This is a genomic window from Desulfosporosinus sp. SYSU MS00001 (genome assembly GCF_049943955.1).
Lineage (GTDB): Bacteria > Bacillota > Desulfitobacteriia > Desulfitobacteriales > Desulfitobacteriaceae > Desulfosporosinus.
In genome coordinates this window covers 166,575-184,884 of the sequence record NZ_JBNFTW010000007.1, presented here as the reverse complement: position 1 = coordinate 184,884, position 18,310 = coordinate 166,575, and the positions used below count along the sequence as shown (strand labels likewise).

Here is an 18,310-nt window from a genome sequence, read left to right as displayed (position 1 = left end):
ATAAATCGTTGTCCATTTGCGTCATTTGTCGCTCATTTTTCACTACCACAACATATTGTGGTCCAACTCTACTATTTCTCCTCCAAACTACATGTCGTCATCAGAACTATATTTCCTTCAATGTCAGCGACCAGTGAAGGTCTCGTCGGTCTCCAACCCAGCCACTTCCGTGTCAATGCATTCGACGTTGGATTGTCACTTAAGACAAACTGGGCAAGCCATCCGAAGTGCTGATAAGCATCTTCAGGGGAAATACTCACCACCGGCAGGTTCTGACGACGTCCTATTGCTTCAGCGATGTCCCGAAATGCTACCTCTTCTTCTCTGACACCATGCAAGCATGAACCAGCAGGGGCAGATTCCAACGCTAATCGGAATAAATTTGCCGCATCAAGTCGATGAACAGCTGGCCAGCGGTTTAATCCGTCGCCGACGTATGCCGAAATACCTTTTTCATAAGCAAGATCAGCCAGACGAGTGGCGAATCCCTGACGGTTTGCATCATGTACACAGGGCGCAAGCCGTACCACAGATACACGCACGCCTTGTGCCGCCATTGAAAGGGCAGCCTCCTCCGAAGCGATTCGGAGTGCCCCCGCGGAATCAGGATCAGTTGCATCTTTTTCCATTCCAAGGTGCCCTGACCTAAGAACTGTAATTACCGAAGTAGTAACGAAAGGTCGATTGGATCCTTTGAGCGCCCTGCCCATTGTCTCGATGGCACAACGGTCTTTTTCGCATGCACCGGCAAGATCTGAGAAGTCGTGGACAAAGCCAGCATGGATTACACCGTCCGCAGCTTCCGCTCCCCTGCGCAGGCTATCAAGATCATCAAGAGAGCCGCGATGTACCTCGGCACCAGCAACCACCAACGCTTCGGCTGCCTTATCCGAGCGGGCGAGCCCGAGCACCTGATGACCTGAACCGATCAGTTCACGAACGATAGCGGAACCGATAAAACCAGTAGCACCTGTAACAAAAACACGCATTATAGAATCCTCCTGAGACTATTTAGTAATAGAGTTAGCCCCTTTTCTTGGCATGCATGAACATTCAGTTCAGCCGGATGGAACACTCTGAACGTATTATAGCCTAAATCTCAACAAGATCATTGCCTGTTCCACGCGACTCATTGCCTAATTCTCCTATAGTGAAGATAGGTACTTTCAGTCAATCTCATTTGCTTCGTTTGATTTTTGAGCCTGCTGATGCAATTTAGCAATGTCTCTTCGCGGCGGATTTCCAAAATAGCTGCTGTAATCCCTGCTGAATTGGGAGGCGCTTGCATACCCTACCAGCTGACATGCAGTTATTGCATCCATTTGCCGGGACAACATGAGGTGCCTGGCTTCTTGCAGACGCAGTGCTTTTTGGTATTGCAGCGGGCTCATGGAAGTGACCTCTTTAAAATGCTTGTGGAAAACAGAAACACTCATATGAGCAAGCCTTGCCAGATCTGAAACTTCCATTGGCTGGTTGAAGTTGTTGCGAAGCCAACCGATTGCCTTTGCGACATGTTGCACACTTGAGTCCGCAAAACCCATTTCGGCAATGTGAACACCGATTGGGCTGCGCATAAGCCGCATTAAAAGTTCATCCTTAACAATTGGAGCAAGTAATTCCGTGTCACTGGGATTGTGCAAGCATTCAACCAGCCTCGTCACCGCATTGATAATACCTTTGTCAGCATCTGTGATATAACCTACCCTCCGCGTTTGCACAGTGTGCAGCCCCTGTGGATAAACTTTGGGGACAAACTCCGCAATTTTTTCCGGGTCGAGGGTCAATCCGATGCCGAGAAATGGTTCTAGAGAGCTGGCCTGTATCGTCTTCAGAGCAACTGGTAATGCAACGGGAATCATGAGCATATGCGACCTGCCGACCTCAAAGGTTTCCTGTCCCAGCCTGACAGCCTTTACTCCCTGCGCAACAATTAACACAGAGGGAAGGTAAAAGGATTTCACCCAATCCGTTCCTATTTTGGAATAGCGTCTGATATGCAGTCCGGAAATGCGTTGGCTAAAGGTGCCGTCGTACGGAGAATGATTACAAATCAAATGTGACAGTTTTGCCATCTCTAAATCGATTGATTCCTCAATTGCCTCTCCCGGTGTCAGTTCTAAGTGATTATCCGTTTTACTCATGATAAAGTCTCCCATAAATAAGTAATTTGGTATCTGTATTCGATGCAATGTAATTACTGAAGCTCATGTTATTAACTTTTTTGTATTTCCAAAGCAGGAAACACTCGATAATCGTCGAATACCCTCCACTATCTGCTTTGAAAGGACAAGATCATATGAATAATGACGCACTCGATCGAATATTGGTGGCCTTTGATACATTTAAACCATACTTTTTAGATCTTTTTGATGAAGATGTTATTATTTCAATTATCGACCATCAAAAATTTCTAAAAACGATTCCTAACCCTAACTTCCCCATAGCTATCAAAGATGGAGATCCATTTACCCAAAGACATCGTGGTATCATCGATGCAATGAACTCTGGAAAGATAACGAACCAGATTATCCCCAAAGAATCCTTCGGCTTTCCTTGTAGGTCTATCGTTATTCCACTTAAGGACGAACATGGGACAATTATTGGCGCAATCACAGTATTAAGCAGTTTAGAAAAACAGGCTGAGATATTAGATGTATCCAACGAATTAGCCAATACTTCGAGTCAAATTACAAATGCCTTACTTCAATTAACCAAGGCGTCCCAATCCTTGGCAGCAAGCAATTCGAATATTTTAGACAACGCAAATGCAACAGCGGAAGAAACTAAGAAAACGGACCATGTGATCCAATTTATTAAAAACATCGCCACCCAAACAAACCTCCTGGGATTGAATGCTTCTATTGAATCGGCAAGGGCTGGAGAAAACGGCCGAGGTTTCGGAGTGGTCGCGGATGAAATTCGGAAACTATCGATCTCCAGTAGTGAGTCGATTAAAAAGGTAGAAGATGTTCTCATCAACATCCAAAGCTCTGTGCTAAAGATTGATAAAAGTATCGAAGAGTCAAATGCAGTTTCTGAAGAACAAACGGCTATGTTAGAAGAAATTGACGCCGCAATGGAAAATTTAAATGCGACAGCTAAAAAATTAGCCGAAATGTCAAGTCGTTTCTAATAGGAGTGCGCTATCCAACGCCATATTTAATGCAAAAGCACCGCCAATCCGCTCGGTGCTCTTTTCTTTGTCCGGTTCATCCATTATTTGCTTTAATAATCTCTTTTAAGGTTACATTTTCATTCATAAATCGTGCATTTGGATTACTTTCTTTCTTTAATCTGATCGCTTTCTGTGGACAAAGGTTTATGCAGGCAAGGCAAAATTCACAATTTCCTCCATAAACCGGTTTAAATCCATCGAATTTTATATTGTCACGGGGACAAACCTTTACACAAGTCCCACAACGATTACAATTAGTACCAATTTGAAAATCTTTATCCGTATTAAAGTTTGGGTTTACTTTGTAAAGGTATTGAATAACTTTTGTCAATAGCGAATCAGATAATGTTTCTCTTCGTATATATAGCTTTCCTTGATTGATGTCACTTAATAAATGGCATAAATTCTCTTCAATATTTTTCTTTTTCATTTTCTGTTTATCAATATTAAATATTGGCAAATAGTTATCAACCATTAGTAAACCATCTGCATATTGAACATTTATATTATTCTCTTCTGCAAAACGCACAAACCAATTAACACCGCCTGCAAGCTTATTCCCATAGGTCATAATGACAAAAATATAGGGGCTCTCGAGGGTGATTTTCTCGACAAATTCGCGGACTATTTTGGGAGCAGCAAATCCATAACAAGGAAATACTAATCCTATTTTTTCATCTTCAAAATGTAGCTGATTGCTTTTTAGTACTTTTGGTATCGAAAAAAGTTCTCCTCCAAATCTTTTTGCGACATCCAAACAGTTTCCAGTAGCGGTGAAATAAAACACTTTCATTTAAGTACCTCCATCAATTCTGTCTTTCACGAGGCTTTATCATTTTGCGTTATAAGATTTGCGTTATAAGGATTAAATGACGTTTCTACAATATCATAATTTTACAATCATCGAATCGTTAATTGTAATTTTGTGAATAAATTATTTATGCTTTAATGATAACAAGGTTCTCACTTCCTCAACTAATTCTTCATTCACTCTGCAGAGAAGAAATTTGCCTTTTTTTTCTGTATAAATCAAATCAGCATTCACCAATTCTTTGATGTGATGTGAAATAGTTGGAGCTCCTATATTCAAAGAACTGATAATATCTGAAACAAAACATTCACTTTCAGTTTGAAAACTAGATTCTTGCATCTCAGCAATTTTAAAATACAATTCTAATCTGTTGGGATGCGATAGTGCTTTAAAGATCTTGGCAGCTTTTTTAGTATCCATAGTTCACTCCACATCATCATTATAAAATTTCGATAACTATCGAATTAATTGTAACTGTAAAAAACATCTCTGTCAATACTGAACTAGACGAAGCAAAAAACCGAACCTTCATAAAAACTAAACAGCCTTCCTAAGTATTAAAACTCAGAAAGGCTTCGGTCGATTAGAAAATTACCAATTATTTCGTGTACGTGGTTGGAAACAATCACGGCAATATACTGGTTTATCACCTGTGGGTTGGAAAGGTACTGTTGTCTCTTTCCCACAACTAGCACAGATAGCGGGAAACATTTCCCTTTGAGGACGAGAGTATCTGCTGTTGGTTCTGCCTTGCGCCTTTTTGGCAGATCGGCAACTTGGACACCGACCAGGTTCATTGGTAAATCCCTTTTCTGCGTAGAATTCTTGTTCGGAAGCAGAGAAGGTAAACTCACTGCCACAATCCTTACATGTTAAAATTTTGTCTTCAAACATAAAAAAACCTCCAAAATTTATTACCCGCGACATGGGAAGTATTTATTGCTTCCAATAGCTTTAGGCAATAGAGGAAGGTTTTCGTAAATCCACAAATACTAACGAGCTTTTTAAGTATAACTACTATGTAGATATAAGTCAAACATTTTAGTGAACCGCCCCCATCTGCACTTCGTTAAGAACGGAAACACTGTTTTTGCCGAAGGATGGGGGCTTCCAGCAAGCCTGAAACGTATGTCTAACAGCATCTTGGTTGAAGATCCCCCATCCGATTGCGTGAATAAATCATCTCTAAGAATTCAACACTTCGTCCAACAAACGAATAGCTTGTTCCTCTCCCAAGCCCTTGACCTCCATAACCTCGCTAACAAAAACCTGACGTGCATTATTCAACATGTTTGTATCATTTGCATCAAGTTTATTTAGTTGGCCTTTACGTGTTAAATCACGGATAATTTCCGCACCTTTATAAATGTCACCACTTTTAAATTTCTTTTTATTAATATCTTTGCACCATCGTTGATTTTCAAAGATAATTGGGTCAGTAGTTCCAAGGTTAAAACCACTGAGTACATTTTCTAATATTTCAGGTTTAACCACCTGACGTATCCCTATATTGACAGCTTTGTCCATAGGAATCATAACATGCAATTTTTCCTGAGGAATATTCAAAATGTAGCAGAGTTTTTTTTCGCCTAAAATCTCTTTTTCTTCAACTGCTTCTACAACGCAAGTTCCATGAACTGGATATACAATCTTGTCGCCAACATTAAATATCATTACACCTACCTCCAGACTATACTCTTAAGTATATCATGAAATCGGAGGAAGTGAAAATATTTATTCTACCATATTACATTTATTTGTGTCAATAATTTGGTGAAAAAGATAATTATCTTCCCATCCAAACCCATCCAACTATGCGGCAACCCGGCAATGACTTGTTCCCCATTCGCCAGTGAACTCGTTCAGCTGAATCTGAACACTCCCACAAGCAATTCCTTTGATCCCTAACCGCAAGGTTAAGTTCAGGTCATAGTTTTGCTGAAGCTTCCAAAATTGAAGTCACCACTTTCTCAATCTCTGATTCCGGTAAAACCTGTGAATGAAGTTCATACTTCAAACCGTTTTTGTATGTAAATATTGCCGCAGGTAAAGTATCATCATTTTGAGTTTTACGAAGTTTAACTTCGGTCCCATCAATTTGTTTGGTATCAAAATTTGATCCTGATATTAACACAGATATTGGGCTTTCAAACGGGCGGTCTCCATAGTACATTAGTACATCCAAACTAGGATGTAATGAATCGGGTGAATATTCTATCGTACATGTCTCTAATTTATCATTCCCATTATAATGTATATTGGATTCTTTCCATTGGAATTTGTATCCCTCTGGAACAACAATATCACTAGGTTGAAGGGTCTTGAAACTTAACTTATCTGATGTAGGAAGATTCCTTTCATCGAAATAAATATTTGTTGGAGGTGTACTCACTGGGACTAAACTTTCGCAGATTTTCTTTAACTCATTAATCGATAGGTTCGTTTTCATGTTCATTAATGTAACCACCACATTGTTCTTAGTAAATTGAATACTATCAGGTACAGTTTCATCCTCAATTACTTTTGCTGACACACCCCCGATCTGAATTTGGGTTTTGGTAGATTGCGGGGAATCAGGTTGATGAATGCTGTTAGAGCATGTTTCAAAGATACATAATTCTGAGTTGGCACCAAATTTGACTAAGTAGATTCCATCATTTTCAATTTCAAGTTCCGAATCGGTCAGCTGATATCCAGCGGTGTAACTTGGAAGTAAAGGGGTAAATGATAAATACTTGTGGTAATCAAAACTTCCGTCCTGTGCAGAAGAAGATTGAATATAGTGGGCTATTTGTTCGCCGGAATGGACATTTGTCACCGTTGATACAGTTTCAACCTTACTGGAAGTACTTGCCTTAGCATTGGTCAAAGTTACGGCGACCAGAACAATTGCTAATGAAACAGCCAATACTGACCACTTTAAGGACACATTTGGGAAATCTTTTATCATTTTGATTCTCCTCTTTATTTGTGAGCCTGAACCCGACAAACTTGCAAGGCCAGCAATCTTAGGCGTTTTTGAGTTACTCTCCGCTAACTTGATGAGTGTATTGGCATATTCTTTAGGAGCGTCAACTCCTATATATTCCATTGCCTTTGCATCGCAAGAAATTTCTTGATCTTCCCGCATTCTATAAAAGGCATACCAAAAGATTGGGTTAAACCAATGAACAGTTAATAATCCCTGTATCAACCAATTGACCATAATGTCTCTCCGCTTTAGGTGTAATAGTTCATGTGTGAAAATATGGTTAAGCTGCACTGGTCCAAATTCGTCCAAAACCCCAACCGGAATTAAGAGCTTGGGATAAAATAATCCAAAAAGTGAAGGAGTTGTTACCACTTTCGTTAAAATTAAAGGAATTGATCCCTTCAGATTTAACTTTTGTTTAGCCTCATCAAAAGCTGAAAGCAACTTTGAGTCATTTACAGATTGGTCCTGTATTCGATGAGCGAACCTTCGATTAACAGATATAGTAACAATCAGTAAGAATGCAATACCCATAATCCATATAAGGATTGGCATACTATATGTAAGCGGTGAGGTGCCAATTGACTCTATTATATTTTTATACCGATATTGAAATACTTCGGAATTTGCAGCCTCACCAGAATTATCTTTGGCAATAGCAACTGGTTGAAGTGAAGTAGATATCAATTTGTTTGAACCGCTAATACTTTCAGGAACAAACCCCGGGGAAGTTTTTACACCAATATTTTCAGATGATCCTTGTACGTCTAATTTAACAAGATTGTAAAGACTTAGGGAACTTTGAGGTGTCCATGGCAAAAGTAACCCGACAATCACAACCGACCATAATAAATAATGCAAACGTGCACTAATCTTAGTTTTAAGAACGGTTTTTACTAGCAATAGAAGAATAATCAAAACACTAACCTTCGCCGAAGTCTGCCAAACCCAATCAAAAAGACGAATCAAATTTGGATGTAGTGGCAGCACCATCATCCCTCCCTTTCTTCGAGGATGCACTTGAGTTCTTTAATATCATCCTCAGATAATTGTTCATCACTTACCACTCAGCTTCCGATACCTTCGGTGTCGCAGGCAATAATATACCTCCACAATCCAAGTTTACATGTGTAATTATTATTACATATGTAAACATATCAGTCAACAATAATTTCCATGCATATAAATTAATTCTAAATTAATTCAAAAGCCAGAGAGTAACTATAAACTCTCTGGCTATGACCTACCTAGCAGTATTCTAAATCAATAACTGTCTCAACATACCGCTTCGTCTTATTGACCCGCTAATCTCCTGTAGCTTTCCAGTCTTTCAGCCGAATCCTTTTCGGTTTTTTCAAATATTGCCTCGGCTACCTCAGGGAATTTCTTCTTCAGGGAAGAATAACGCACTTCTCCCATCAGGAATTCTTGTAAGTTCAACGTTGGTTCTTTGGAATCCAACGCAAAGGCCTTTTTGCCCTCATCCTTCAATTGAGGATTGTAGCGATACAGCGACCAATAACCGCTTTCTACGGCCCGTTTAGCTTCCAACTGACTACATCCCATACCCACCTTCAGCCCATGATTAATGCAAGGTGCGTAAGCAATAATTAAGGATGGCCCCGGATAAGCTTCTGCTTCAGCGATGGCTTTAAGAGTTTGATTCTTATCAGCGCCCATGGAGATTTGTGCGACATAGACATGTCCATAACTCATGGCCATCATTCCAAGATCCTTTTTCTTGGTACGTTTACCGCTCGCAGCTAACTTAGCCATTGCCGCCGTGGGCGTAGATTTGGAGGACTGCCCCCCTGTATTGGAATAGACTTCGGTATCAAAAACCAGAACATTCACATCTTGACCAGATGCCAGGACATGATCTAAGCCGCCAAAGCCAATGTCATAAGCCCAGCCATCCCCACCAAAGATCCATTGGGATCTCTTGACCATAAAATCTTTATTCTTGTAGATTTCATTAAGAAGAGGATTATTACCCTTATTTTTTTCCAGTAGGGCGATGAGTTTATCTGCTCTGCCACGAGTGCCTTCACCTTTCTCAATATGTTCCAACCACTCGTCACAGACAGCGTTGAATTCTATTCCAATATTTAATTTAACCGCTTCTCTGATGTCCTGGGCTAATTTCGCCCTAACTTGATTTAGGCCTAGTAACATGCCTAGCCCATATTCGGCGTTATCTTCAAATAACGAATTACCCCAGGCTGGTCCATGCCCGCTATGATTTTTGGTATAAGGCATAGATGGTGCACTAGCGCCCCAAACGGAAGAACAACCTGTAGCATTGGCAATCATCATCCTGTCGCCAAACAATTGAGTCACGAGTTTAGCATACGGAGTTTCGCCACACCCTGCGCAAGCACCAGAAAATTCAAGAAGTGGTTGCTCAAATTGACTACTTTTTACAGTAAGCGTATTTGAGGGATTGACTTTTGGCGATACAGTCAGAGCATAATTCCATAACTCAGCTTGCTCAATTTGGGTTTCGAGGGGCTTCATTTCTAAGGCTTTTTGTTTGGCTGGACAAATCTGGGCACAGTTTCCACAGCCTGTACAATCGTAAACTGAAAGGGCCATGCGAAAGTTCAAACCCTTCGCACCACTGGCGGCAACACTTACGAAACCTGCAGGAGCGTTTTTCATTTCTTCTTCATTGATCAACACAGGTCTGATAGCAGCATGGGGACATACATAAGAACATTGATTACACTGAATACAATGTTCCGGTATCCAGCAAGGAACATTAACGGCAATACCGCGTTTTTCAAAAGCCGCAGTACCCATTGGGAAGGTGCCGTCTTCCATACCAACAAAAGCACTAACCGGCAATTGATCACCTTCTTGCCTGTTCATGGGAATCAAAATATTTTTAATAAATGTTGGCACGTTATCCTCAGTCCTGCTTTTATCTTGAGCCTTTTCCCAGGAAGCGGGAATACTAATTTTCACGATGCCTTGCACCCCTTTATCGATGGCATCATGGTTCATCTTGACAACTTTTTCACCTTTAGCGCCATAGGATTTTACGACAGCATCTTTCAAGTATTTCACTGCATCTTCCACGGGAATAATATTGGCAATCTTGAAAAAGGCAGCCTGCATGATCATATTAATTCTTCCACCCAGACCAACTTTTTGAGCGATACCAATCGCATCTAAGGTATAAAAATTAATATTCTTCTTGAAAATGTAACGCTTCATAGCTGCCGGTAGATTCTCATCCAGTTCTTGCTCCGTCCAATTACAATTCAAAAGGAAATTTCCGCCCTGCTTTAGGCCTTCTAATACGTTATATTTATCGACATATGACTGGTTATGGCAAGCGATGAAATTCGCTTTATTGATCAAGTAAGGAGATTTTATGGGGCTTTTACCAAAGCGCAAATGAGAAATGGTAACACCACCGGATTTCTTAGAATCATAAGCAAAATACGCTTGGGCATACATATCGGTATGATCGCCAATAATGGCAATAGCACTTTTATTAGCGCCAACTGTTCCATCCGAACCGAGTCCCCAGAATTTGCAAGCTGTCGTTCCAGGCGCAGTGGTATCGATATCTTCACCAAACGGCAAGGAGGTATTCGTAACATCGTCCACAATACCCACGGTGAAATTGTCCTTGGGTTGATGTTGATTCAGATTTTCGAAAATTCCCTGAATGTGGCCGGGAACAACATCTTTGCCGCCAACGCCACAGCGCCCGCCAACGATTGTCGGCTGCCATTCTCCTCCATAAAATGCTGCTTTAACATCCAAATACAGCGGTTCTGCAAAAGCCCCCGGCTCTTTCGTTCTGTCCAAAACCGCAATCTTTTTCACAGTTTTAGGAATGTACTTTAAGAAATGCTTTAAGGAAAAAGGTCTGTACAAATGAACCGTCAATAGACCTACTTTCTCGCCATGAGCATTCAAATAATCAACAGTCTCCTCTATAGCTTCGCATACCGAACCCATGGCTATAATCATTCGTTCGGCATCAGGGGCACCATAGAAATTGAAAAGATGATAATCCCGACCTGTAAGTTTATTGATCTCAACCATATAGTTTTCAACTATCTCGGGAAGAGCTTGGTAGTACCGATTGGAAACTTCTCGCTGCTGAAAATAGATATCCGAGTTTTGGACTGTCCCTTTTATAACCGGATGATCAGGATTTAGTGCTCTTCTTCTAAAATCATCGACAGCATCCTGATCGATTAGTTGAGCCAATTCATCATAGTCAAGGACTTCTATTTTTTGCATTTCATGAGACGTCCGAAACCCATCGAAAAAGTTCAAAAACGGGACTCGTCCTTTTATAGCGGACAAATGAGCTACTGCCGCCAAATCCATGACTTGCTGCACACTGCTTTCAGCGAGCAAGGCAAAGCCGGTTTGGCGAGTGGCCATTACATCTTGATGATCACCAAAGATAGAGATCGCATTTGCTCCAAGCGCTCGAGAACTGACATGAAACACTGCAGGCAAAAGTTCACCCGCTATTTTATACATGTTGGGGATCATTAACAACAGACCTTGGGATGAAGTATACGTCGTCGTTAACGCGCCGGCATGCAAGGAACCATGTACGGCTCCCGCTGCACCTGCTTCTGACTGCATTTCAACAAGTTTTAGCGTTTGTCCAAAAATGTTTTTACGACCTTGGGCAGACCACTCATCCGCATGCTCTGCCATATTTGTGGACGGGGTAATGGGATAAATAGCCGCTACATCGGTAAAAGCATAAGAAATGTGAGCTGCAGCTGTATTGCCGTCCATCGTTTGCATCGTTCTTGTCATGAAAATTTGTCCTTCTTTCGGTTCGTTCTGATTTTGAAAATAAAATAGAGGTTATGGATTGATTCATAACCTCTCTGGAAGATGTTAAATCACGACCATGGGGATTCTATTTAGCAACCTCTTGTGCGGTCTCTGATTCTTGGTTTGTCTGTCTTTTTCCCATGCCAAAGGCATAATAACCCACAATGACAATCAGGAGGAATACTGCTCCCACAATTAATGATAAATGAGTATCAGGATTGAACCACATTCCAACCAAGACGAGTGCCAAAAATATAATGGTGATATAGTTGCTGATCGGAAATAAGGGAGACTTAAAGGGATGATCATTGATTTCATTTTTCCATTTTTCCCTGAACTTAAATTGACTGAAAGCTAAGGCAAACCACGGAACCATTCCAGGAAGAATGCTGGCACTATAAATATAGATAAACAATTTTGAATTTGGAGCTATGACATTTAGTAGAACTCCCAGCAATAGACAGGCAATCGTTGTTGCAATACTATTTCTGGGCACACCACTTTTAGATACTTTGCCAAAGAATTTGGGTGCTTGGCCATTACTAGCTAAGGTATAGAGCATTCTTGCCGCACTATAAATCCCACTATTACACCCTGACATAGCTGCTGTGAGGACAACAAAATTAATGATACCTGCAGCGGCTACAATACCTACTTTAGCAAAGGTCAACACAAAGGGACTACCTAGTATACTAATTTGATTCCAAGGATAAATCGTGACAATAACAAAAATAGCACCCACATAAAAGATCAAAATACGCCAGATGATATTTTTAATGGCTTTTTGCAGCGTTCGTTTAGGATTTTCCGCTTCACCTGCTGTAATCCCCACCAATTCTACGCCTTGGAAGGCTGCCGTTACGATACAGAGGGAAAATAAGAAACCATTGATTCCACCAGCGAAAAACCCGCCATGGCTCCAGAGATTTGAAAGGCCAATGGGATGACCACCGTTACCTAACCCGAAAAAAATCACCCCTGTACCAATAACCAGCATAAAGACAATTGCGATGACTTTGATCATGGCAAACCAAAATTCGAATTCCCCATAATATTTCACTGCAGCTAAATTTGCAGCCGCAACGATTCCTACCCCTATCAGAGCCGGCAGCCAGTGGGGAATGCTCGGAAACCAATAGTTTACATAAATCCCGATTGCTGTAACTTCCGACATCCCCACCGTAACCCATAAGAACCAATAACTCCAAGCGGTCATAAATCCAGCTAAGGGACTTATATACTTATTCGCGAAGGTAGCAAAGGAGCCAGTCACTGGTTCGAGAAACAGCATTTCTCCCATGATGCGCATGACAAAAAACATAATAATCCCAGCCAAGGCATAGGCCAGTAACACAGAGGGCCCTGCCCATTTTATAGTACTCGCCGACCCCATAAACAAACCAACGCCAATCGTACCTCCGAGTGCAATCAATTCAATATGCCGAGCCTTAAGTCCTCTGGTTAATTGTTTTTCTTGCATTATTACACGTCCTTCTTATCGAATATTTACCTTATACTGACGTTGTTCCATTAATTGCTTAATAGTCAGAATTTGTTCCTCATCTGCGGTTTCCAGTTCCAACTCCACTCTCGCACAACCCAATGCCACATCTCTATTTTCCCTGCTATGTGTAACAGCAAGTACGTTCGCGCCTGCATTAGCAACTAACTGCAACAGTTGCCACAGCTCTCCCGGCTTGTCCGAAATAACGGTATCAAAAAACACCTTTCGTCCAGTCTTAACGAGTCCCTTGTTAATGATGCGCGTCATAGTATTGACATCAATATTTCCACCACTGATTACGGCTGCTATCTTACGGTTCTTGTAGTCAGAAAGCCTATTCAGGACAGCAGCAATACTTGCAGCACCAGCACCTTCAGCGACAGTCTTAACCTTTTCGAGTAATAATAAAATTGTACTCGCTAGCTCTTCTTCATCTACTGTAACGATATCATCGACATAACGCTGACAGATATCAAAGCTCAAATCCCCGGGAGTTTTGACAGCGATGCCATCAGCGATGGTCGGGATTCCGTCAACAGTCATTACGTGCTTCTGGGCGATTGATTCCGCCATGCCAGGGCAATTTTTAGTCTGTACTCCGATGATTTTTATTTTCGGGTTTAATTCTTTTATAGCCACAGCCATCCCGGAGATTAGTCCACCTCCACCGATTGGCACAACCACCACTTCTACGTCGGGCAGATCCTCTAAGAGTTCTAAGGCAATTGTTCCCTGCCCCGCCATGACCAAAGGATCATTAAAGGGGTGAACGAAGGTGGCGTTTTCTTCCGTCTGAATTCGTTTGGCCTCTGCATAGGCATCATCGTAAATATCGCCAGATAAGACTACGTTTGCTCCATACCCACGCGTAGCAATCACCTTGGACAACGGCGCATGCCTTGGCATGACAATGGTTGACTTGATACCGAACGTGGTTGCTGCAAGGGCTACCCCCTGGGCATGATTCCCTGCGGAAGAAGCGATGACTCCGTTTTTCTTTTCAGATTCACTTAAATTGGCTATTTTGTTGTAGGCCCCCCTGACTTTAAACGAACCGGTACGTTGGAGATTTTCCATTTTTAGATAAACACTATTGTCGCTCATCTCACTGATGATATTGGAATATGCCAATCCCGTTCTACAAATCACGCCATTTAGTGTTTCTCGAGCTCTTTGTATTTCTTTCAATGAGACCGACATTTCATCACGTCCTTATTTGTTTTGGTAGTATGCAACAAGTTCAATTTCTACTAAAGCCCCTTTCGGTAAGCTGGCGACACCAACACAAGAGCGGGCTGGCAACGTTTTCTTAAAGTATTGTTCATAAACTTTGTTTACAGCAGCGAAATCCCCCATGTCGAGAATAAAAATAGTGGTTTTTACAACATCATCAAAGTCTAGCCCTGCTTCTTGAATAACCTGTTTTAAGTTTTCCATGACCTGTTTGGTCTGAGCTTCAACTCCACCTTCGACAAAAACACCCGTTTTAGGATCAATGGGGATCTGACCCGATGTGTAAAGATAACCTCCAGCCTTTATAGCTTGGGAATAAGCACCGACAGCTTTAGGAGCTTTTTCTGTTTTGATCGCTTCGTTCATTATAATTTCTCCTTGTCATTTTATTTGTACCCTATAATCTATATTTCAATCAGAGCAACCACTACTTACAATACAGTGTTTTTCGTCGCTACACTGCTGCAATCAAGGGAACCCTGAAAGGAAGCAAAACCATTTAGAGATAAGTAATTCAATTTTATTTATTAGCTAAATATCTATAAATTGTGCTTTCCGACGTCTTTAAAGTTGCAGCAACCTTCGCAATTGCACCTTTTATCTTGAAGATTCCGTCTTCACGAAGCTCTTGAACAATCGCACTTTTTTCTTCGCTTGACATTCTTTCTGCAGAAATCTTGTACTTGGTTATAATGTTCTTTACTGCATCATCAACCACGCTGTCCAAAGACGTGCTTAATGATTCTTTTACTTCTTCTGTGTCATCCATACGAACGACATTACCCAACATTGCAGTTAAGGGAAATTCAGTTGGAATTTTATTAATAAGATCATCGGGAGAGTTTAAAATATTCACACAGAGCAATCCGATCAATTCACCCTTTGCATCTTTAATTTTATAGGTCGAAGATATTAAATTTTCGCCGCTTGCAGTACGGCTTCGATAATTCACAAGGGCATTTTGATTCAAAAAGGTCTTATTTTGTAATAGTTTAAATCCTAGATCTGTTAAAGGGCATCCTATATACCGCCCACTAATATATCCATTACGAATTGCAATCACAGAGTTTTCCACATCTATGATATCGTGCAAAAGCACTTCGCAATGGGGACCGATGATGTCTGCAATAAAATCCACGAGGGGAATATATAAATTCAGCACCTCTTTATAGTCCATAAATTCATCTTCTTTCTGTAATTCTGTATATTTCATATATTCGCGATATAATAAGAATTTCCTCCTATAATAATAATTTTTTATTATTTTTCGCAGCTTTACCTTACTCCTTTCTTCTTGATAAAAAATAACTCGCATAAAGCGCTGATCTTACACCTGCTGCCCTTCCAAGAACAATAGAAAAACCGGGGCTGCGGCCTCGGTCCTTCTATTGTTTTGGATATCAGAAATTTAGTATTCGTGACTTCGTATTTTTTGCACAAATTGTCTGAAAGTTCGGCATCTATTTATAGGTGGAGTACTACAGTCAATTTCCCCAAAGCGAAGCAAGATTAACCCTTGCGGGGTCTTTGCTTCGGCATTTTGCTTTTAAATGAAACTATCCGAAGCAATTATATTTGACATATGACACAAACATTGAAGATAAGAATATAAATTAGTATATTCAAAATATTTAAAAAATAGGAAGAGGAGGAACTAACTGTGCCTGAAACAAAAAAAGTTAAGGAGTTAATGGTTCCGGTTTCGTCTTCATCTGAATATCCCATAGTCTATAATACCGATACCTTAAGAGACGCCATAAAAATTTTTAAAAACTATTCAGGGGAGAGTAAAAAGCATCGTTCCATTATAGTCTTAAAACGTGAAGGAAATGAGGAGAAACTTGCAGGTATTTTAACAGTACGAGATATACTCAATGCCATAAAAGCAAAAACACTGAATAATACTGATGACGCTGAGAATTTTCCAGCGTCTTGGGGAAACTTTTATCGTAAGAGTTCCTTAGGTTATAGCGTTAATACTAAAGTTGGAGATGCAATACGCCCACTAGTCACTGAGTTTGTTCATTTAGAGCAAAATCTTTCTGAAGCAATTCGAATAATGATGACTAAAAAAATCAATATACTGCCAGTATTTGAAGGAGGAAAGCCGATAGGAATTATTAGGGCAATTGACATTCTGTATTATATCGAAGAATGTTTGTAATTGAGAGTTATATCCCCTAGGGTATTGACATATGCCCCTATTGTCATCAACGCTATTACGGCATATGTCAATACCGTTATTCTTATTACTGTGAATACCAAGAATAATTAATTCATTTGTCTATGACGATTTCATAAAAATAACCCGCTATTAACCAATTTTGCAGCTTCAATACACTGCTATCCATTCCGTAACATGTATAGTCTTAATTGTTTCCGCACCCGAGTATGAAAGTTTCCAATTACATATACAACAATCTAAAAAAAATATGTTTCCCCACATTCCTCTAAAAGTGTAAAGAAACATACTTAATTTTTTCGCTAAAAGCACAATTTATTGTGTTTAGATAAAATGGTCCACACATGAATACCTTAATTGCACGATGATAAAACTTGTCATAAAGCTTAATTATGTAGCAATTTAGTCTTTAATATAATTCAAATGTAACTTATTAAATTATTTTGTTAGTTAAATAATTCTGTGGCTTTCCTAGCAATTCTTTCCCCAAATATTTTAGCTCGTTCCTGTTGCCCATCATCCCCATCTTTAATGCACACAGCTCCATAATGAATGAAAGGCTGACCCTCAGCAACACCTGAGGAGTAGACTAACATACCTTTTACTAACATCTCGGCGATCATTGAGAGTTCCGCTACCTCTGCACCACCACCAACATAATTTGCCGTAGCAAAAACAGCCCCAAGTTTTCCGCTAACATTTTTAGCTGTCTCTAACCATTGCTTTAATTGCCATGCAAAGGTTCCCGCAATCGTCGGCGATCCAAAGATAACTACTTTGGCTTCGTTCAAGAATTCATTGTCAATTTCTTCGATCGACATACTTTTGACATCAACTTTATCGATTTTCTTTGCACCTTCAGCTATTAAATCTGCAACTCTTCTGGTATTTCCGGTCTTACTATAAAAAACTATAGCCATTTTCATAAAAAGCCCCCCCTCCTTTTAAACGCAATTTTAACATTGTTTCCGCTGTTTGGAAATAAATTTATAAATTAACCGTTTTAAAGTGTGTATTGTACCATAAACTACTATACTGCCTCCTTTGTTTTGTTCTTTGGCCTTATCATATAGAGTTGCTATTATCTTTTTATATTGCTTCAATATTAAATTGGCTAATTACGAAAAGTAGTTTATGTATCTCTTTTTGAGTTCGGATTTATATTTATACTAAAATCCAAGCACTTAAAAAGCAATATTCCTTGATTATCAAGACATTGTGTACTTTATGTACTATTTTAGAATTTGCTCAAGGGAAAAACAACCATAATAAAATATTATTTGACAGATACGTAATTTAAATATGACATAGCCCTAGGTATTGTGTTATTCTATATCTAAAGAGCAAATCAATGAAATTAAGGGGGAATTTTAAATGCTATCAGGAATTTTGAGTATTATTCTAATGATTGCTATTTACGGAGTTGTTTTTATAGATTATAGGCAACAGCGCACATTAAAAACTACAAATGGAAAAAATATATTAACTAGAAAAAGAGTATTTAAATTAAATAAGCGCACTGCCTAAGAGGTGAAGATTTTGAATAAATTATTTTTCAGATGTACTCAAGCTAATGTGTTTAAATAACAGCATTAGCTTTTTATTTTTAT

General features: G+C 39.9%; 16 protein-coding genes. 3 read left to right on the top strand and 13 right to left on the bottom strand.

Annotated elements, in window-relative coordinates; translation table 11 throughout:
- Positions 1-71 precede the first annotated feature (71 nt).
- Together ACPUYX_RS14245 and ACPUYX_RS14240 are read right to left on the bottom strand one after the other, a co-directional pair.
- On the bottom strand, positions 72-989 hold the full coding sequence (locus ACPUYX_RS14245) for an SDR family oxidoreductase (RefSeq protein WP_426380290.1): 918 nt from the start codon (positions 987-989) through the stop codon (positions 72-74).
- A gap of 177 nt (positions 990-1,166) precedes the next feature.
- Positions 1,167-2,144, bottom strand: coding sequence for an AraC family transcriptional regulator N-terminal domain-containing protein (locus ACPUYX_RS14240; protein WP_426380289.1), 978 nt, complete (start codon positions 2,142-2,144; stop codon positions 1,167-1,169).
- 155 nt (positions 2,145-2,299) lie between these two features.
- Here ACPUYX_RS14240 and ACPUYX_RS14235 point away from each other — a divergent pair, with 155 nt between their 5' ends.
- A complete protein-coding gene (locus ACPUYX_RS14235; RefSeq protein ID WP_426380288.1) occupies positions 2,300-3,136 on the top strand; it encodes a methyl-accepting chemotaxis protein in 837 nt (278 codons plus the stop codon).
- A 76-nt stretch (positions 3,137-3,212) separates the two neighbouring features.
- On the opposite strand, the gene ACPUYX_RS14230 is transcribed toward ACPUYX_RS14235, so the two are convergent.
- The 10 genes from ACPUYX_RS14230 to ACPUYX_RS14185 form a co-directional block, all read right to left on the bottom strand.
- On the bottom strand, positions 3,213-3,971 hold the full coding sequence (locus ACPUYX_RS14230; protein ID WP_426380287.1) for an EFR1 family ferrodoxin: 759 nt from the start codon (positions 3,969-3,971) through the stop codon (positions 3,213-3,215).
- 141 nt (positions 3,972-4,112) lie between these two features.
- Entirely contained in the window at positions 4,113-4,409 is a 297-nt protein-coding gene (locus ACPUYX_RS14225; RefSeq protein WP_088225076.1) for an ArsR/SmtB family transcription factor, read from the bottom strand.
- Positions 4,410-4,580: 171 nt separating this feature from the next.
- Positions 4,581-4,883: a zinc-ribbon domain containing protein gene (locus ACPUYX_RS14220; protein ID WP_088225077.1), complete on the bottom strand. Its 303-nt coding sequence runs from the start codon at positions 4,881-4,883 to the stop codon at positions 4,581-4,583.
- Between the two features lie 291 nt (positions 4,884-5,174).
- Entirely contained in the window at positions 5,175-5,660 is a 486-nt protein-coding gene (locus tag ACPUYX_RS14215; RefSeq protein WP_426380339.1) for a CarD family transcriptional regulator, read from the bottom strand.
- Between the two features lie 256 nt (positions 5,661-5,916).
- Entirely contained in the window at positions 5,917-7,956 is a 2,040-nt protein-coding gene (locus tag ACPUYX_RS14210; RefSeq protein WP_426380286.1) for a M56 family metallopeptidase, read from the bottom strand.
- A 297-nt stretch (positions 7,957-8,253) separates the two neighbouring features.
- Positions 8,254-11,760 carry a pyruvate:ferredoxin (flavodoxin) oxidoreductase gene (nifJ, locus tag ACPUYX_RS14205; RefSeq protein WP_426380285.1) on the bottom strand — a complete coding sequence of 1,169 codons (3,507 nt, stop codon included), beginning with the start codon at positions 11,758-11,760 and terminating at the stop codon, positions 8,254-8,256.
- A gap of 106 nt (positions 11,761-11,866) precedes the next feature.
- Positions 11,867-13,261, bottom strand: coding sequence for an amino acid permease (locus ACPUYX_RS14200; RefSeq protein WP_426380284.1), 1,395 nt, complete (start codon positions 13,259-13,261; stop codon positions 11,867-11,869).
- A 15-nt stretch (positions 13,262-13,276) separates the two neighbouring features.
- Positions 13,277-14,485 carry a threonine ammonia-lyase gene (gene ilvA / locus ACPUYX_RS14195; RefSeq protein WP_426380283.1) on the bottom strand — a complete coding sequence of 403 codons (1,209 nt, stop codon included), beginning with the start codon at positions 14,483-14,485 and terminating at the stop codon, positions 13,277-13,279.
- A 12-nt stretch (positions 14,486-14,497) separates the two neighbouring features.
- The gene (locus tag ACPUYX_RS14190; RefSeq protein WP_426380282.1) at positions 14,498-14,884 is read right to left on the bottom strand and encodes a RidA family protein; all 387 of its coding nucleotides are present in this window, start codon (positions 14,882-14,884) and stop codon (positions 14,498-14,500) included.
- Between the two features lie 154 nt (positions 14,885-15,038).
- Entirely contained in the window at positions 15,039-15,695 is a 657-nt protein-coding gene (locus ACPUYX_RS14185) for a helix-turn-helix transcriptional regulator (protein WP_426380281.1), read from the bottom strand.
- A 483-nt stretch (positions 15,696-16,178) separates the two neighbouring features.
- Between ACPUYX_RS14185 and ACPUYX_RS14180 the strand changes: the two genes are divergently transcribed.
- Positions 16,179-16,682, top strand: coding sequence for a CBS domain-containing protein (locus ACPUYX_RS14180; RefSeq protein WP_426380280.1), 504 nt, complete (start codon positions 16,179-16,181; stop codon positions 16,680-16,682).
- Between the two features lie 464 nt (positions 16,683-17,146).
- Here the strand turns inward: ACPUYX_RS14180 and ACPUYX_RS14175 are convergent, their stop codons facing one another.
- Positions 17,147-17,626: a flavodoxin family protein gene (locus ACPUYX_RS14175; RefSeq protein WP_426380279.1), complete on the bottom strand. Its 480-nt coding sequence runs from the start codon at positions 17,624-17,626 to the stop codon at positions 17,147-17,149.
- 448 nt (positions 17,627-18,074) lie between these two features.
- Between ACPUYX_RS14175 and ACPUYX_RS14170 the strand changes: the two genes are divergently transcribed.
- Positions 18,075-18,227, top strand: coding sequence for a hypothetical protein (locus ACPUYX_RS14170; RefSeq protein ID WP_426380278.1), 153 nt, complete (start codon positions 18,075-18,077; stop codon positions 18,225-18,227).
- The last annotated feature ends 83 nt before the right edge of the window (positions 18,228-18,310 follow it).